Below are 14,696 nucleotides of genomic sequence, written 5' to 3' on the forward strand. Positions count from 1 at the left end.
GTTTTGCGGCCGACGAGGGATGCTCCGTGACGACATGCTCTTTTTCATTCACCAGCCTGCGGCGCAGCATCCTGGCCGGCCTCGCCATCCTGCCAACCGCAACCTTCCTCCTCGCTGGCTCGCCCTTTGTCTGGGCGCAGTCGGCTTCGACCTCGCGCCCGAGTTCCACCTCCATCCGGACGCCGGACTTTGACGAGAGCGTGCGCTGGTATCAGGGCATGCTCGGCTTCCGGTTGATCGCAAGTCAGAATTTCGTTCAGGGACGAACGGCCGTTCTGGAGCGAAGCGGCTTTCTGTTGGAAGTCACCGAGGTCGATCACCTGCTGCCACAGATTCAGGATCCTCACGCCACAGCGGGTGTCGAGGTGACACACGTGCCTGTCATCAGTTTCCTCGTGCCCGATGTCGACGAGGAGATCGAGCGGTTGCGAAAGGCGGGTGTGGAGGTGCTCCAGGACCCAGCAGATGAACTCGATGGCCGCTATCGCACGGCGCAGATCCGCGACAACGGCCGCCACAGGATCGAACTGCGGGAGCCTATCGACGAGAATGGCTTCAACGCGATGGGACGTTGAAGAAAATTTTGTCGTACCCGGAATAAAGCTTGGTGTGGCGTGTCTTAAGGGCGTGGTCATCACGACCGTCAGGAGGACACCCATGAAGCTGCTTTTCAGTTCTGCCCTTTTCGCCGGCGTTCTCATCGCCACAGGTGTGCTTGCTCAAACGGCTGCTCCCGCGAAAGCGGCTGATACGAGCAAGGGCAAGGCCCTTGTCGACGCCAAGGGCATGACGCTCTACACCTTCGATCGCGATGCGGCCGGCAAGTCCAACTGCAATGGCCAATGCGCCCAGAACTGGCCGCCGCTCATGGCTGCCGCGAGTTCCGCTGCATCCGGCGATTGGACCGTGGTCACCCGCGACGACGGATCCAAGCAATGGGCCTATAAAGGCAAGCCGCTTTACCTCTGGGTGAAGGACACCAAGCCCGGCGAGGTCACGGGCGACGGGGTCAACAACGTCTGGCACATCGCCACGCCATAAGGCACAGTCTCATCTTTGATGATGCAGGACGTTACGAGAGTTTGACCGTGGACGAGATCGTCTCTCTTCTCGAGCCGCAGATCCCAGGCTTGCGTCGCTATGCCTGGGCGCTTCTGCGCGACAATGAAGCGGCTGACGATCTCGTCCAGGACACGCTGGAGCGGGCGATCCGCCACTGGAGCCAGCGCCGCCGCGACGGCGATCTGAAGGCCTGGCTCTTCGCGATCGAGCGCAACCTGTTTCTGAATGCGGTCCGTCAACGCAAGAGCCATGGCGTTCACGTTGGCGTCGAAGCGCTGGAGAATGCACCGTCATCGACAGAGACGACGGAGAGCCATATGGGCCTTCGCGATGTTCTGGCAGGCCTTGACGCTCTGCCGGAGGAACAGCGCTCGGTGCTGCTCCTCGTAAGTGTCGAGGACCTTTCCTATCAGCAGGCCGCGCAGGTTCTGGATATTCCGCTCGGCACAGTGATGTCGCGCCTGAGCCGGGCGCGCGGACGCTTGAGGGAGTTCATGGAAAACGGACGCAACGCCGTTTTGAGGAGAGTGAAGTGACGGGTGAGCGACCCATCGGTGAGGACGACCTGCAGGCTTTCGTCGACGGAAGGCTTGAGCCTTCACGTTATCAGACGGTCAAAGCCTATCTGGCATCCGACCCGGCAAGGGCCGAACAGGTTCAGCGTGAGATCGAGCAGCGCGATGCATTGCGCGCGCGCCTTGCGTTCAAGGCACAGGAGCCGATCCCCGCACGCCTGCGCGTCGCCAATATCATCGCTGCTCAGCGACGGCCGATAGCCTTTCGGCTCCAGAGAATGGCTGCAGCTCTCGTCTGGCTTGTGCTCGGCGGAGCGATTGGCGCAGCCGGCGGAGCATGGTGGACAGAGCGCTCCTCACAACCTGCCGTGCAGATGGCCGTGGCGGACAGTGCCATTGCGGCTCATCGCATCTATGTCAGCGAGCGCCTTCACCCTGTCGAGGTTTCCGGCGATCAGGAAGCGCACCTCGTGCAATGGCTGTCGCGTCGTGTCGGGAAGCCATTGAAAGCACCGGATCTCAACGCCCAAGGCTATCGGCTCATCGGCGGCAGGCTTCTGCCGTCGGGAGCCGAGGCGGCGGCGCTCTTCATGTATGAGAATGGAAGCGGCAACCGCCTCACGCTCTATGTGCGCTCCAGCGTTGGGGAGGGTGAGACCGCATTTCGCTTCGAGACGCGGGGTGACGTCTCGGCGTTTCTGTGGATCGATGAAGGCCTCTCTTACGTCGTATCGGCTAAAGCCGACCGTGCGCAGCTCCTGCCGGTTGCAGAAGCGATCTACCATCAATTCGAGACGACAAGCGGTCCCGCGAAGGACCGCTTGTAATCAACTCCGCCATCAGCCGAAAACTGCGGGGTCGGGACCGACGCGGCCATTCCTGTCATCCATGGCTTCGATGATGCGCATATCCTCTGCATCGAGCTTGAAATCGAACACGTCGATGTTCTCGCGAATGCGCGACGGCGTGACCGATTTCGGAATCACGATGAAGCCGTTGTCGAGATGCCAGCGCAGGATCACCTGAGCGGGCGTCTTGCCGTATCTGCGTCCGATGGTAGCGAGCTTTTCATCCGTCACGAGGCTGCCTTGCCCGAGAGGGCCCCAGGACTCGGTTGCGATGTTATGCTGCGCATGGAAGGCGCGCAGCTCCTTCTGCTGGAAGCGCGGGTGCAGCTCGATCTGGTTGACCGCGGGAACGATGCCCGTCCCGTCGATCAGCCTCTGCAGGTGCTTTTCTTGGAAATTCGATACGCCGATGGATTTCACGCGTCCTTCCTCCTTCAGACGGATCAGGGCGCGCCAGGCATCGAGAAAACCCTCACCGCTGACCCCTGGCCAGTGGATGAGATAGAGGTCGAGGAAATCGAGCTTGAGGCGCTTGAGGCTCTCGTCGAAAGCAGTCAGCGCCGCATCGTAGCTGCGCTTGTCGTTCCACAGCTTGGTGGTGATGAAGAGCTCGTCGCGCGACACGTCGGAGGCGGCAATCGCCTGGCCGACACCTTCCTCGTTCTCGTAGATTGAGGCGGTGTCGATGGAGCGGTAGCCGGCCTTGATGACATCGGTCACGCAGGCGACGGCATCCTCGTTCGAGACCCGCCAGACGCCATAGCCGAGCTGCGGCATCGTGTTTCCGTCGTTCAGGCGAAGGGGTGGGGTGGTCGGCATCGACTGCTCCTGGAAGGGATGAAAGAGTGCGAGACAGAGGTGGGGTCTCACGTTCGATAAACAAGCCGTGACCGGCCATTCAGCGCCACGCGGAACCGGCGCAGGCGGGCCTGCGTTCCGAAGCTTAGCACTGATCCGATCTAAGAATGGGAGTGCCCTTTGTCCATCCCAGAAGCGAGAACCGGCACACCTGACCCCACGCTCGATGAAGGTGAGTTCCGCAGGCGCTTCCTTCAGACCTTTCAGGACCCTGCTTTCGAGCCCTTGACCCAAGAGCTGCGGCGCATTGCCGATGCAGCCTGGGATGCCTACAGCCATCATCGCAAGAGCCCGAGAACGCGCAAGGCAGGTCCCGGATTTAGCGACCCCGATTATGATCTTGGAGTCGATTGGATCGCCGCGAAGGAAGCGATCGATCTCGCGCAGCAGCGGCATGAGGATCCCGATGGGCCCGCTCGCTTTCTCCTGATCTCCTCGGCATCGCGCAGCGAGCATACCTGTCCCGGTGAAATGTCGAAGACCTATCGGCTCGTCGAGATCGCCCGACAGGTGATCGCATGCGCGGAGAATGTCGAAGTCGAGGTTCTGGACCTCAGCCGGTTGGCATCCGAATATGGGCGGCACATCCATCCCTGCAAGACCTGCTTCTCGACTTCTGCCGCGCTCTGCCACTGGCCGTGCTCCTGCTATCCCAATTACTCCCTCGGGCAGACGCAGGACTGGATGAACGAGATCTATCCGAAATGGGTGGAAGCGCACGGCGTCATGATCGTCACGCCTGTGAACTGGTATCAGGTCTCCTCTCCACTGAAGCTGATGATGGATCGACTCGTCTGCGCCGATGGTGGCAATCCTGACCCGACATCGACGCATGGCAAGAAGGTGCAGGAGGCGAAGGAGCTGGAGCTGAGAGGCTGGGATTATCCCAAGCATCTCTCCGGTCGCTTGTTCTCCGTGATCGTGCACGGCGATGCGGAAGGAACCGAAGGAGTGCGCCGCAGCCTGTCCGATTGGCTGCGCGCGATGAATCTTGAACCGGCAGGCAACCTTGCCGAGCTCGATCGCTATATTGGCTATTGGAAGCCTTATGCCACCAGCCATGAGGAGCTGGATCGCGATCTCGATGTCCAGGCTGAAATAGGCAACGCTGCGTGGACTCTTCTCGATGCCGTCAGATCGAAGAGAGCAGGGCATTGGGCAGGGGCCGGCGAGCGCTTGCCGGAGCCGCGACGGAAATAACCGGTGAAGCGATGTGAATGAAAAAAGGCCGGGCGAAAGCCCGGCCTGAATGCTTCATCGAGAAGAAACGGCTTACCAGCTCGTGAGAACGGAGCCCTTGAACTTCTCTTCCACGAACTTCTTTACCTCGGGCGAATGGTAGGACTCGATGAGGGCCTTTACCCAGGGCTTGTCCTTGTCCTCGCTACGCACGGCGATGAGATTCACGTAGGGACCCTTCGGGTTCTCGCGGGCGATCGGGTCCTTCACCGGATCCAGGCCGCCCGATGTTGCATAGTTGGTGTTGATAATGGCGGCATCCACGTCGGGGAGAACGCGCGGTCCTTGGGCGGCTTCGATCTCGACGAATTTCAGCTTCTTGGGGTTCTCGGTGATGTCGAGGGGAGTCGGCTTGTAGCCCACGCCTTCCTTGAGTTTGATGAGACCCTTGTCCTGCAGAAGGATCAGGGCGCGGCCGCCATTTGTGGGATCGTTCGGAATCGAGATCGTTGCACCGTTCGGCAACTCTTCGAGACTCTTGTGCTTCTTCGAGTAGATGCCAATCGGGAAGTTCACGGTCAGCGCCACGCTCTCGATCTTGAAGCCGCGGTCAGCCACCTGATTGTCAAGATAGGGCTGGTTCTGGAAGGAATTGGCCTCGATGTCACCGGCAGCCAGAGCCGTGTTCGGCACCACATAGTCCGAGAATTCGACGATCTTGATCTCGATGCCCTTCTGCGCCGCAATCGGCTTAACGGCTTCGAGAATCTGCGCGTGCGGGCCGGGCGTAGCGCCGATGCGGATCGTCTGGGTCTGTGCCAGAGCGGGCAGGGAGGCGAGGGAGAGAAGGGCAGCGAGGCCCAGTTTCTTCAGGGACATCGGGATACTCCTTGTGCGATGTTCTTATGAAGGATCAGCCGTGGCGGATGCGCTTGTTGAGGCGTCGGGCGAGGCGGTCACCGATGCTCTGCACAGCCTGCACGAGCACGATGAGAACCACCACGACAGCGAGCATCATTTCCGGCATGAAACGCTGGTAGCCGTAGCGGATGCCGAGATCGCCAAGACCGCCGCCGCCGACGGCACCCACCATGGCCGAGAAGCCCAAGAGCGACACGATGGCGAGGGTCAGCCCCAGCACGATGCCGGGCAGGGCTTCGGGGATCAGAACCTTCAGCACGATCTGCAGCGGCGTTGCGCCGAAGGCGCGCGCGGCCTCCACGAGCCCCTGATCCACCTCGCGAATCGCGCCCTCGATGAGACGCGCGATGAAAGGCGTTGCGGCAATCGTCAGCGGCACGATGGCCGCATTGGTGCCGATGGAGGTGCCGGCGATCAGGCGGGTGAACGGAATGATCGCGACGACGAGAATGATGAAGGGCGTCGAGCGCGTGGCGTTGACGATGACGCCGAGAATGCGGTTCACCCAGGGAGCCGCGAACAGCTCACCCTTGCCGCTGGTGGCAAGATACACACCGAGCGGCAGGCCGAACAGCGTGGCGATCAGCGCGGAGACGCCGACCATGTAAAGCGTTTCGCCGGTGGAACTGGCGATAAGGCGGATCATCTCAGGCGACATGGCCGAGCACCTCCGTATCGAGACCGTGTTTCTTCAGGAAGTCGAGCGTCTTCAACGAGGCTGCCGCCGGTACGCTCACGACGAGAGTGCCGAAGGGGCGGCCTGCGATTTCATCCACCGCACCGGAAAGAATGTTGGCTTCAATGCCTTCCTCGCGTGCGAGACGCGCCAGAACGGGATCGGTCGCGTGCGGGCCGCGAAAGCCGATGCGGATGACCGTCTGGCTGTCCGGTGTCGCCTCCTTCTGCAGGCGATTCTGCACATAAGGCGGCAGCACGCGCCCGGCTTCGTCGCCGAGGAAGGAGCGTGTGACTTCATGTTTCGGACGGGTGAACACCTCGAACACGTCGCCCTGCTCGACGATGCGTCCGCCCTCGATCACCGCCACCTCGCGGGCGATGTTGCGGATCACCGCCATCTCATGGGTAATGAGCAGAATGGTGAGGCCGAGTTCTGCATTGATGCGCGCGAGCAGATCGAGAATGGAGCGCGTGGTTTCCGGGTCGAGCGCGGAGGTCGCTTCGTCCGAGAGCAGCACCTTCGGTTTCGTGGCAAGCGCACGGGCAATGCCCACACGCTGCTTCTGGCCACCTGACAGTTCGGACGGATAACGGTTGCGCTTGTCCGAGAGGCCGACGAGGGCCAGAAGCTCCTCTACGCGCGCCTTGATCTCGGCCTTGTCATAGCCTGCCACCTCGAGAGGCAGCGCGATGTTCTCCGCCGCAGTGCGGGAGGAGAGCAGGTTGAAGTGCTGGAAGATCATGCCGATGGAGCGGCGGGCATGGCGAAGCTCGGATTCGGGCAGCGCGGCAATGTTCGCGCCGTCCACGATCACCTTGCCGGAGCTGGGCTTCTCCAGCCCGTTCACCAGGCGGATGAGGGTGGACTTGCCGGCACCGGAGCGGCCGATCACGCCGAGGATGGAGCCCTGGGGCACCGCGAGGTCGATCTCTCGCAGAGCCGTGACAGGCTGGCCATCGCGTCCGGGAAAGGTCTTCGAGATCTTCTCCAGGCGCACGATAGGCTCCGCCGGGATCAGGCGTTGCGACGGCTGGTCGCCGAGATATCCGAGAGGGGCGTTCATAGGGTCGCTTTACGGTCGTCTCATGAGTGGATACGACACATGGGATATGGCGTTCTCTATGTCAACTGAATTGTTCTTTAAACAGGATCATCTGTTCTGAAGAACGGCCTTGGCGGTGGAGAAGCGCCTCTTGCCCTCCAGGCGCGACATCACAAACCGGGGATCGCCCCTTTGAGGCGGACATTTCTCCTTGCTTTCGCCATGAGCGCGGTTGATCGGGCTGTCCTATGTTCCTATGGAGCCAAGGGGCGGTTCCCCGTCAGGAGAAAAGAATGATCAAGGCGAGCATTGCGCTGGCACTCATCGGTTTGGGCGTTTTGGGCGCCTCCCTGTCAGGAGCGGTCCAGGTTCCGTTCTATCTGCCGCTCTCAACCCTGGCCCTGGCCGGGATCCTGATCATCGGCCGCGATATCCCGAAATTCCTGCGCATCTTCCTCGTGATGATCGCGGCCACGCATGTCGTGCTCGTCCTGCTCATTCTCGGGGCCACGCTCGGAGCGATTACGGGTGACTATACGGGCTATGTCCCGCCGCCTTCCGCAGCCCTGGGCGCCACGGCGTTCGGAGCCCTCGTCTTTGGCTTGTCCTATGTGCGTGTGGTCCAAACCGTCTGCCGCATTGCTGATCGTTATCTCGATTCCCAGGCCGACAGCGTCATCCGCATTCCTTTCATCGGTCTCGTGCGGGCGCGCGAAGGAACCATCGGCACGTGGATGATCGCCATTCTCATCGCGATCAATCTCGCCCAGGTCGCACTCAATGTGCGCCTCAGCTTCTTCTCTCGCGACATGTTCAACGCGCTCGAGGCCAAGGATGCCGCGGCCTTCTGGTATCAGCTCTTCATCATCTTCATGCCGCTGGCAGCCGTCTTCGTCGCCATCGCGCTGACGGAAGTGCTGCTGCAGAACGTGCTGACCATCCGCTGGCGTGCATTCCTCAACACTTACTATGTCGGCGAGTGGCTGGGTGATGGCGCACATTACCGGATGCAGATCATCGGGCGCGGCGCGGACAACCCGGACCAGCGTATTTCGGAAGATCTGCGCAAGTTCGTGGAAAGCACCTATTCCTTGTCCGTGGGCCTCATGAACCAGGCAGCGACGCTCGTATCCTTCGTGGCGATCCTCTGGACGATCTCGGTGGGCTTCACTTTCCCCGGCACCGATGTCGAAGTGCCCGGTCTGCTGGTCTGGGTCTGCGCGGGCTATGCCATTCTCGGCACCTGGGTCACGCATCTCATCGGCCGTCCCCTGATCGCCCTCAACTTCGAGCAGGAGCGGGTGGAGGCGAATTACCGTTTCTCCCTTGCGCGTCTGCGCGAATACACGGAGCAGGTGGCGCTTCTTTCCGGCGAGCCTGCCGAGAAGGAGGGGCTCGGCAAGCGGTTCGGCCAGATCGTCGACAACTACATGCGGATCGTGATCCGCCTCATTAAGCTCAACACCTTCACGTCTGCCTACTTCCAGGCCAACGTGGTGGTGCCCTACATCCTCACCGCGCCTTACTACTTCATCGGCAAGATCTCGCTGGGTCAGATGCAGCAGGTGGTCGGTGCCTTCTCGCGCGTGGAATCGGCGCTCACCTACTTCATCCAGATCTACACCACGCTGGCCGACTACAAGGCGGTGCTCGATCGTCTCACCACCTTCGAGGGGGCCATTGCGTCGGCGCAGCGTATCGGCGGCGAGAGCAAGCTCGCGGTCACGCCCGCGGCAAACCGTGAGCTGCGCCTCAGGAACCTCAACGTGCGCCTGCCCGACGGCCGTGCCCTGATGCATGCGGACGGTCTCGCTTTCCGTCCCGGCGAGCGCACGCTGATGACGGGTCCGTCCGGCTCGGGCAAGTCGACCCTGTTCCGCGCCATCGCCGGCATCTGGCCTTTCGGCGAGGGCGAGGTGCTGGTGCCGCAGGGCCAGAGCATGATGCTGCTGCCGCAGCGGCCTTACATTCCCATCGGCACCTTGCGCGAAGCGGTGACCTATCCCGCCCATGGGCAAGCCTACAGCGATGCCGCAATCGCTGATGCCCTGCGCGCCGCGAAACTCCCGCAGATCGCAGACAAGCTCGACGAAGAGCGCGCCTGGGGTCAGACCCTGTCGCTCGGCGAGCAGCAGCGTCTCGCGGTCGCCCGTGCACTTCTCGCCAAGCCCGACTGGCTGTTCCTGGACGAAGCCACGGCGGCGCTCGACGAGCCGACCGAGGCCGAGATCTATCAGGTGATCAAGGAGGAGCTGCCCCAGACGACGGTGGTTTCCATCGGCCACCGCTCGACGCTTGCGGCCTATCACGATCGACGCATCGACCTGAAGCGGGCGGAGAATGGTCTCTCGACCCCCGTGGACCTGATGCAGCCTCAGCCGGCTGAGTAGATCTTTACGTCATGGCCGGGCTTGCCCCGGCCATCCCGATCAGAAAGGGATGGCATTCCGGTCAATCGAGATCACCGGCACGAGGCCGGTGATGACATCGGAGGACCAAAAGAAAAAGGCCGGCATTGCTGCCGGCCTTTTGCGTGAGAAGTCGTGCTCTTCCTACAGCGCGCGCTCGAAGCGCAGCTCGCCGGTCTGGCTGCGGATGATCAGGGTAGGGCCCTGGATGTCCCACTTGCCGGAGCTGCGCAGTGCCGTCAGGAAGGCATTCTCGATGGCCATGGCAGACTTGTCGCAGTTCCTCTTCGACAGGGCGAAGGGGGCGACGGCCAGTCCCTGTTCGCGCAGAGGATAGGCGGTGGTCGCGTAGGTGTTGCAGCCGGAAAAGCCCGTCGCGCGCAGCTGGTCGTCGAGCCTGAAGGTCGGACGCTCGCCGGTGAACGGCTTGTTGTTCAGGCTCACGGCAATCCAGGACGAGTTCAGAGGGAAGGTCTTGCCCTGAGCGCCCGGCTGCGGAACCTTGGGATCCACCTGACGGGTCGGGCCTGCCGGCCGGCCGAGAGTCGCGGCCGTCTGGGCATCGGCGACTGAAACTTGAGCCGCGGAGACAGTGGCGAAAGCCGCCAGGAGTGCTGCCAATCGAAGGGCGTTCATCGGAACCTCTTCATCGTAAAAACGCCGGAACCATAAGAGGCCTTGACCGTAAGGGCAACGCCTTGAGTGATATTGTCCTGTGACAGTTGTTGTCACAGGCAAGCTGAAGCCTCGCTTAAGGAGGTCTCAGCTTGAAGAACTGTCAGTCGATCCGCTTCAAAAGCCTCTCGGTGAGAGCATTGGTGGGACGGAACAGGTAGTCGAAGGTGCGGACCGTGATGTCCTGCGCTCCAATTCCCTGAAGGGCCGCCACGATGTCGAACATCGCCGAAGTCGGGCAATGGAGCACCACCTCGCGGCCCAGGGCATTGCCATAAGGCTGGGTGGCCCCGAAATCCCGCACGAGGGCTGCGAGAGCCTGAGCCCTGGACGGATCGAGGGCCGCCCGGACCTCGCGGCTTTCCCGCGCCTCTTCCTCGGCTGCGATGCGCGTCAGAACGGCGGTCGCGGCAGCGCGAGCCTTAGACGACCAGGGCGCACGAACCGAGGCGACCAGATTGGCCTCGGAACGCAGCATCACGCCGTCGTCGAGGATCTTGAGCGCATTGGCGGCGAGCGTCGCACCGGTCGTGGTGATATCCACGATCAGCTCCGCCGAGCCCGCCCCCGGCGCGCCTTCGGTCGCGCCCAGGCTCTCGACGATGCGGTAATCGGCGATGCCCTTCTCGGCGAAGAAGCGGCGGGTCAGGTTCACGTATTTTGTGGCAACCCGCATCTTGCGGCCATGGCGGGCGCGCAGATCGGCCGCGACCTCGTCGAGATCCGCCATGCTGCGCACGTCGATCCAGGCTTGCGGCACGGCCACCACCACATTGGCGTGACCGAACCCGAGCGGGGTGAGGAGTTCGACGGCCTCGTCCGCATCCGAGATTTGCTCGCGGACCAGGTCCTCACCCGTGATGCCCAGATGCACGGAGCCGGTGGCGAGCTGCGTCACGATCTCGGAGGCCGAGAGGAACGCCACCTCCACGTCCGGCACCCCTTTGAGCGTGCCGCGATACTCGCGCGCGCCGCGCGACTGGGAGAAGACGAGGCCGGAACGGGCGAAGAATGCAGCCGCGTTTTCCTGCAGGCGTCCCTTGGAGGGCACCGCCAGAATGAGAGGGGAATCGGTCATCAGGGCCTCCCCACGATACGGTCGAGCCAGAAGGAGCAGCCGACCGCCGGGATCGGGCTTTCCGCTCCGAGATGCTCCAGCAGCCGGTCATAGCGGCCGCCGCCCACAATGGGCTTGCCGTCGCTGCGGCGCGGATCCTGCACCTCGAAGATGAAGCCCGTGTAGTAGTCGAGATTACGGGCGAAGGTGGCGGCGAACGAGAAGGCGCTCACATCGAGCTCGCGCGCGGCCATGAAGCCGGTGCGCTCCTCGAAGAGACCAATGGCTGGACCGAGATCGAGCCCCGCATCCTTGGCGAGGAGCCGGACGGCGTCCGCCGCCTGGTCCGGGTCGCCGGAGATGGTGAGGTAGCGCTCCAGAACCTGCCGGGCCTCGTTCGATAGAACCGTGCGGTTGGCTGCGCGAGCCAGGAAGCGCTCGGCGATCTCACCCGCGCTGCGGCCGCCGACGGTGGCGATGCCGGCGATCGAGAGAATGTCCTCCACGAAGGCCTTGGCCGCTTGCGGCGCTTGGCCTTCGATGGCGGCGAGAAGCCCCGCATGCTCCTGGGCGGCCGGGCCCTCCGCCTCGGAGAGGCTCGCCAGTCCTTGGCCGGATACGATGGCGCGGATCACGCGGCGCTTTGCGGCAGGCGCGACGCCGAGAGCATCGATGAGGGCATGAAGCAGGCCCATATCGCCGAGCCTCACGATGGGGGCAGGGCCGCCGATGAGGCTCAAGCCTTCCAGAGCAAGGCCAAGGATTTCCGCATCGGCACCAGCGATATCGGACCGGCCGATGGACTCGATGCCGGCCTGCAGGAACTCGCCGCTCTCGTTGGGGCGCATGCGGAAGACGGGACCGCCGTAGGAATAGCCGGAGGGCCGGGCTCCGCGGCGGGAGAGATGCTGGAGGCAGACGGGGATCGTGTATTCGGGCCTGAGGCACAGCTCCGCGCCCGAGGCATCCTGCGTCACGAACATGCGCCGCCGGATGTCCTCGCCCGAGAGGTCGATGAACACGTCCGCCGGTTGCAGAACCGGCGGCTCGACACGCGCATAGCCCTCGCGCTCGAAAAGCGCGATCAGCGCAACAATGGCATCCGTCTCCGTCACTGGCGTCGCTCAAATCCCTTGATCCGGCATGCTCTCTAGCAATGCCGGGCCGGGAAGGCGAACGATTTCAGCCGGAAGGGTGAACGGAAGGGGAGAGTGGCGTCATCCCGGGGCTGCGGAGCGCAGTCCGGGATCGCATGACGGATACTGCTATCGTCATGGCCGGGCTCGTCCCGGCCATCCACGTCTTGGAGTAGCTGCGTCTTGAAGACGTGGATCCCCGGAACAAGTCCGGGGATGACGGGGAAGGTGTCACCCCGGATAGTGCGAGGGAGGAGATCACTCCTTGTGGGCGATGTCACTCTTGGCCTTCGAGGTCTTGCGCTTGCTGTGATCGCTGGAGCGGTGGACGTACTTGACCTTCTTGCCTTCGTTTTTGCCACCCGGCTCGCTGCTCTCGGCACCGGTGATGCTGGCGGGGAGGAATTGACGGGCTGCTTCCGTCACGACGCTCGCGACCGCGCCTGCCGCGGTCTGGGTCATGTCGGCGGCTTGCGAACCTGCATCTGCAACCGCCGCACCGGCCTGCTTGGCCGGGCGGGTCCTGGTGAGGGCGGCTGCCGCAGCTCCGGCAGCCGCGATCAAGGCATCCGCCAGGATTTCACGGCCGAGATTCGAACTGATCAGGTCCATAATGCCGGTATTCTTGGCGGCTTTCTTCATGGATTTGGATAGCTGCGTGTCCGTGCTCTTGGATTTCCCGGATTTCTTTTTGTCCTTGGCCTTAGCCATTGGTATCTCCTGATAGTCAAGCTTCAGGAGACAACCCGGAGGAAAGCGGCCGAGTTCCAGGGGCTTTAAGGCTTACCCGAAATGCCGCGCCAGAACCTCGCGGACCGCATCCACGATCTTGTCCTCCGACACGGAGAACTGCGCCGGGCGAGCGGCCTTCCATTCGGCGTTGGAGGCAATGGCCTCGGCCGCTTTTGCGCCCTCGATCAGGTCCTTGATCTCCACCTCGCCGCGCTCGCGCTCGTTGGAGCCCTGGATGATCACGCAGGGGCTCTGACGGCGGTCGGCGTACTTCATCTGGGCCTTCATGCCCGAGGAGCCGAGATAGAGCTCGGAGCGGATGCCGGCCTGGCGAAGGGTCGAGACCATGCGCTGGTAGGCGGCGATCTGGTCCCTGTCCATGACGAGCACCACCACCGGGCCGGGCTTCTCGGCACCCGAAACGATGGGGCTCTTGATCATCTGCAGTGCCGAGAGCAGGCGCGAGACGCCGATGGAGAAGCCGGTCGCCGGAACGGGCTCCGAGCGGAAGCGGCCCACGAGGCCGTCATAGCGCCCGCCGCCGCCGACGGAGCCGAAGCGCACGGGGCGTCCATCCTCGTCCTGGACCTGGAAGGTGAGCTCCGCCTCGTAGACGGGGCCGGTGTAGTATTCGAGACCGCGCACGACTGAAGGGTCGATGGTGACGCGGTCTTCGTAACCCGAGGAGGCGACGAGCGTCGCAATTTCCGCCAGTTCGTTGACACCCTCGACGCCGCGGGTCGAGGAGCCCACGACCCCGCGCAGGTTCTCGACCGTCGCTGCATTGTCCACCCCCTTGGCGGCGGTGAAGGCGAGAACGCGCTCGATGGCGTCAGGCGCCAGCTCAGCGCCCCTGGTGAAGTCGCCGCTCTCGTCCTTGCGGCCCGCGCCGAGCAGCTGACGCACACCGTCAGGGCCCAGACGATCGAGCTTGTCGATGGCGCGCAGCACGGTCAGGCGCTGATGGGCATGCTCGTCGCCACCGAGGCCGATGGCCTCGAGCACGCCGTCGAGAACCTTGCGGTTGTTGACCTTGATCAGATAGTCGCTGCGCTTCAGGCCGAGCTTCTCCAGCGTATCGGCGGCCATCAGGCAGATTTCCGCATCCGCCGCGACGGAGGCAGCACCCACCGTGTCGGCGTCGAACTGCATGAACTGCCGGAAGCGGCCCGGGCCCGGCTTCTCGTTGCGGAACACCCAACCCACGCGATAGCTGCGATAGGGCTTGGGCAGCGCATCGAAGTTCTCGGCCACGTAGCGGGCGAGCGGCGCCGTCAGGTCGTAGCGCAGCGACAGCCATTGCTCGTCATCGTCCTGGAAGGAGAACACGCCCTCGTTCGGGCGGTCCTGATCCGGCAGGAACTTGCCGAGCGCATCCGTATATTCGACGAAGGGCGTCTCGACGGCCTCGAAGCCGTAAAGCTCATAGGACTCGCGGATCGCCGCCAGCATGCGCTCGGTGGCGGAAAGATCGGCGGGAGTGCGGTCGGCAAAGCCGCGCGGCGCGCGGGCCTTGATCTTGTCGGCCTTGGACATGGTGTAAACAGCAGCCGTTCAGTTAAGAAAAACGTGCTGCGTCCTACC

The 14,696-nt window shown here is 63.1% G+C and carries 15 protein-coding genes; 6 read left to right on the forward strand and 9 right to left on the reverse strand.

Features of this window, described 5'->3' with window-relative positions:
* The first annotated feature begins 26 nt into the window (after positions 1–26).
* The 4 genes from AA309_RS19385 to AA309_RS19400 all read left to right on the forward strand — a co-directional run bounded on the left by AA309_RS19385 (position 27) and on the right by AA309_RS19400 (position 2,404).
* A complete protein-coding gene (locus AA309_RS19385) occupies positions 27–575 on the forward strand; it encodes a VOC family protein (RefSeq protein ID WP_047190661.1) in 549 nt (182 codons plus the stop codon).
* 82 nt (positions 576–657) lie between these two features.
* The gene (locus AA309_RS19390) at positions 658–1,041 is read left to right on the forward strand and encodes a COG4315 family predicted lipoprotein (RefSeq protein ID WP_047190662.1); all 384 of its coding nucleotides are present in this window, start codon (positions 658–660) and stop codon (positions 1,039–1,041) included.
* A 47-nt stretch (positions 1,042–1,088) separates the two neighbouring features.
* Positions 1,089–1,598, forward strand: a complete 510-nt coding sequence (locus AA309_RS19395; RefSeq protein WP_047190663.1) for a sigma-70 family RNA polymerase sigma factor — start codon at positions 1,089–1,091, stop codon at positions 1,596–1,598.
* On the forward strand, positions 1,595–2,404 hold the full coding sequence (locus AA309_RS19400; protein ID WP_047190664.1) for an anti-sigma factor family protein: 810 nt from the start codon (positions 1,595–1,597) through the stop codon (positions 2,402–2,404). The genes AA309_RS19395 and AA309_RS19400 overlap by 4 nt, the downstream gene beginning before the upstream one ends.
* Positions 2,405–2,416: 12 nt before the next feature.
* On the opposite strand, the gene AA309_RS19405 is transcribed toward AA309_RS19400, so the two are convergent.
* Positions 2,417–3,244 carry an aldo/keto reductase gene (locus AA309_RS19405; protein WP_047190665.1) on the reverse strand — a complete coding sequence of 276 codons (828 nt, stop codon included), beginning with the start codon at positions 3,242–3,244 and terminating at the stop codon, positions 2,417–2,419.
* Between the two features lie 159 nt (positions 3,245–3,403).
* Between AA309_RS19405 and AA309_RS19410 the strand changes: the two genes are divergently transcribed.
* Entirely contained in the window at positions 3,404–4,483 is a 1,080-nt protein-coding gene (locus AA309_RS19410; RefSeq protein WP_047190666.1) for a flavodoxin family protein, read from the forward strand.
* A 72-nt stretch (positions 4,484–4,555) separates the two neighbouring features.
* Here AA309_RS19410 and AA309_RS19415 read toward each other — a convergent pair whose 3' ends face one another.
* The 3 genes from AA309_RS19415 to AA309_RS19425 are packed head-to-tail and all read right to left on the reverse strand — an operon-like array spanning position 4,556 to position 7,125.
* Positions 4,556–5,341 (reverse strand): MetQ/NlpA family ABC transporter substrate-binding protein, encoded by a 786-nt coding sequence (locus tag AA309_RS19415; RefSeq protein ID WP_047190667.1) that lies wholly within the window; start codon positions 5,339–5,341, stop codon positions 4,556–4,558.
* A gap of 34 nt (positions 5,342–5,375) precedes the next feature.
* Positions 5,376–6,041, reverse strand: a complete 666-nt coding sequence (locus AA309_RS19420) for a methionine ABC transporter permease (RefSeq protein ID WP_047190668.1) — start codon at positions 6,039–6,041, stop codon at positions 5,376–5,378.
* Positions 6,031–7,125, reverse strand: coding sequence for a methionine ABC transporter ATP-binding protein (locus AA309_RS19425; RefSeq protein ID WP_047190669.1), 1,095 nt, complete (start codon positions 7,123–7,125; stop codon positions 6,031–6,033). The genes AA309_RS19420 and AA309_RS19425 overlap by 11 nt, the downstream gene beginning before the upstream one ends.
* Positions 7,126–7,397: 272 nt before the next feature.
* Between AA309_RS19425 and AA309_RS19430 the strand changes: the two genes are divergently transcribed.
* Positions 7,398–9,494, forward strand: coding sequence for an ABC transporter ATP-binding protein/permease (locus AA309_RS19430; RefSeq protein ID WP_200902013.1), 2,097 nt, complete (start codon positions 7,398–7,400; stop codon positions 9,492–9,494).
* 162 nt (positions 9,495–9,656) lie between these two features.
* On the opposite strand, the gene AA309_RS19435 is transcribed toward AA309_RS19430, so the two are convergent.
* From AA309_RS19435 to hisS, 5 genes are all read right to left on the reverse strand, one after another.
* On the reverse strand, positions 9,657–10,148 hold the full coding sequence (locus AA309_RS19435; RefSeq protein ID WP_047190670.1) for an META domain-containing protein: 492 nt from the start codon (positions 10,146–10,148) through the stop codon (positions 9,657–9,659).
* A gap of 142 nt (positions 10,149–10,290) precedes the next feature.
* Complete coding sequence (gene hisG, locus AA309_RS19440) at positions 10,291–11,265, reverse strand: ATP phosphoribosyltransferase (protein ID WP_047190671.1); 975 nt, start codon at positions 11,263–11,265, stop codon at positions 10,291–10,293.
* On the reverse strand, positions 11,265–12,359 hold the full coding sequence (locus AA309_RS19445) for an ATP phosphoribosyltransferase regulatory subunit (RefSeq protein ID WP_052954859.1): 1,095 nt from the start codon (positions 12,357–12,359) through the stop codon (positions 11,265–11,267). Before AA309_RS19445 ends, hisG begins: the two co-directional genes overlap by 1 nt.
* Before the next feature lie 279 nt (positions 12,360–12,638).
* A complete protein-coding gene (locus tag AA309_RS19450) occupies positions 12,639–13,091 on the reverse strand; it encodes a hypothetical protein (protein WP_047190672.1) in 453 nt (150 codons plus the stop codon).
* 72 nt (positions 13,092–13,163) lie between these two features.
* Positions 13,164–14,648, reverse strand: a complete 1,485-nt coding sequence (gene hisS, locus AA309_RS19455) for a histidine--tRNA ligase (RefSeq protein WP_047190673.1) — start codon at positions 14,646–14,648, stop codon at positions 13,164–13,166.
* Between the last annotated feature and the right edge of the window lie 48 nt (positions 14,649–14,696).

This window comes from Microvirga vignae, from assembly GCF_001017175.1.
Classification (GTDB): domain Bacteria; phylum Pseudomonadota; class Alphaproteobacteria; order Rhizobiales; family Beijerinckiaceae; genus Microvirga; species Microvirga vignae.

Coding starts and splice junctions, on each gene's coding strand:
- AA309_RS19390 (WP_047190662.1), top strand. CDS start 658: ATGAAGCTGCTTTTCAGTTCTGCCCTTTTCGCCGGCGTTCTCATCGCC.
- AA309_RS19405 (WP_047190665.1), bottom strand. CDS start 3,244: ATGCCGACCACCCCACCCCTTCGCCTGAACGACGGAAACACGATGCCG.
- AA309_RS19415 (WP_047190667.1), bottom strand. CDS start 5,341: ATGTCCCTGAAGAAACTGGGCCTCGCTGCCCTTCTCTCCCTCGCCTCC.
- AA309_RS19420 (WP_047190668.1), bottom strand. CDS start 6,041: ATGTCGCCTGAGATGATCCGCCTTATCGCCAGTTCCACCGGCGAAACG.
- AA309_RS19425 (WP_047190669.1), bottom strand. CDS start 7,125: ATGAACGCCCCTCTCGGATATCTCGGCGACCAGCCGTCGCAACGCCTG.
- AA309_RS19430 (WP_200902013.1), top strand. CDS start 7,398: ATGATCAAGGCGAGCATTGCGCTGGCACTCATCGGTTTGGGCGTTTTG.
- AA309_RS19435 (WP_047190670.1), bottom strand. CDS start 10,148: ATGAACGCCCTTCGATTGGCAGCACTCCTGGCGGCTTTCGCCACTGTC.
- hisG (WP_047190671.1), bottom strand. CDS start 11,265: ATGACCGATTCCCCTCTCATTCTGGCGGTGCCCTCCAAGGGACGCCTG.
- AA309_RS19450 (WP_047190672.1), bottom strand. CDS start 13,091: ATGGCTAAGGCCAAGGACAAAAAGAAATCCGGGAAATCCAAGAGCACG.
- hisS (WP_047190673.1), bottom strand. CDS start 14,648: ATGTCCAAGGCCGACAAGATCAAGGCCCGCGCGCCGCGCGGCTTTGCC.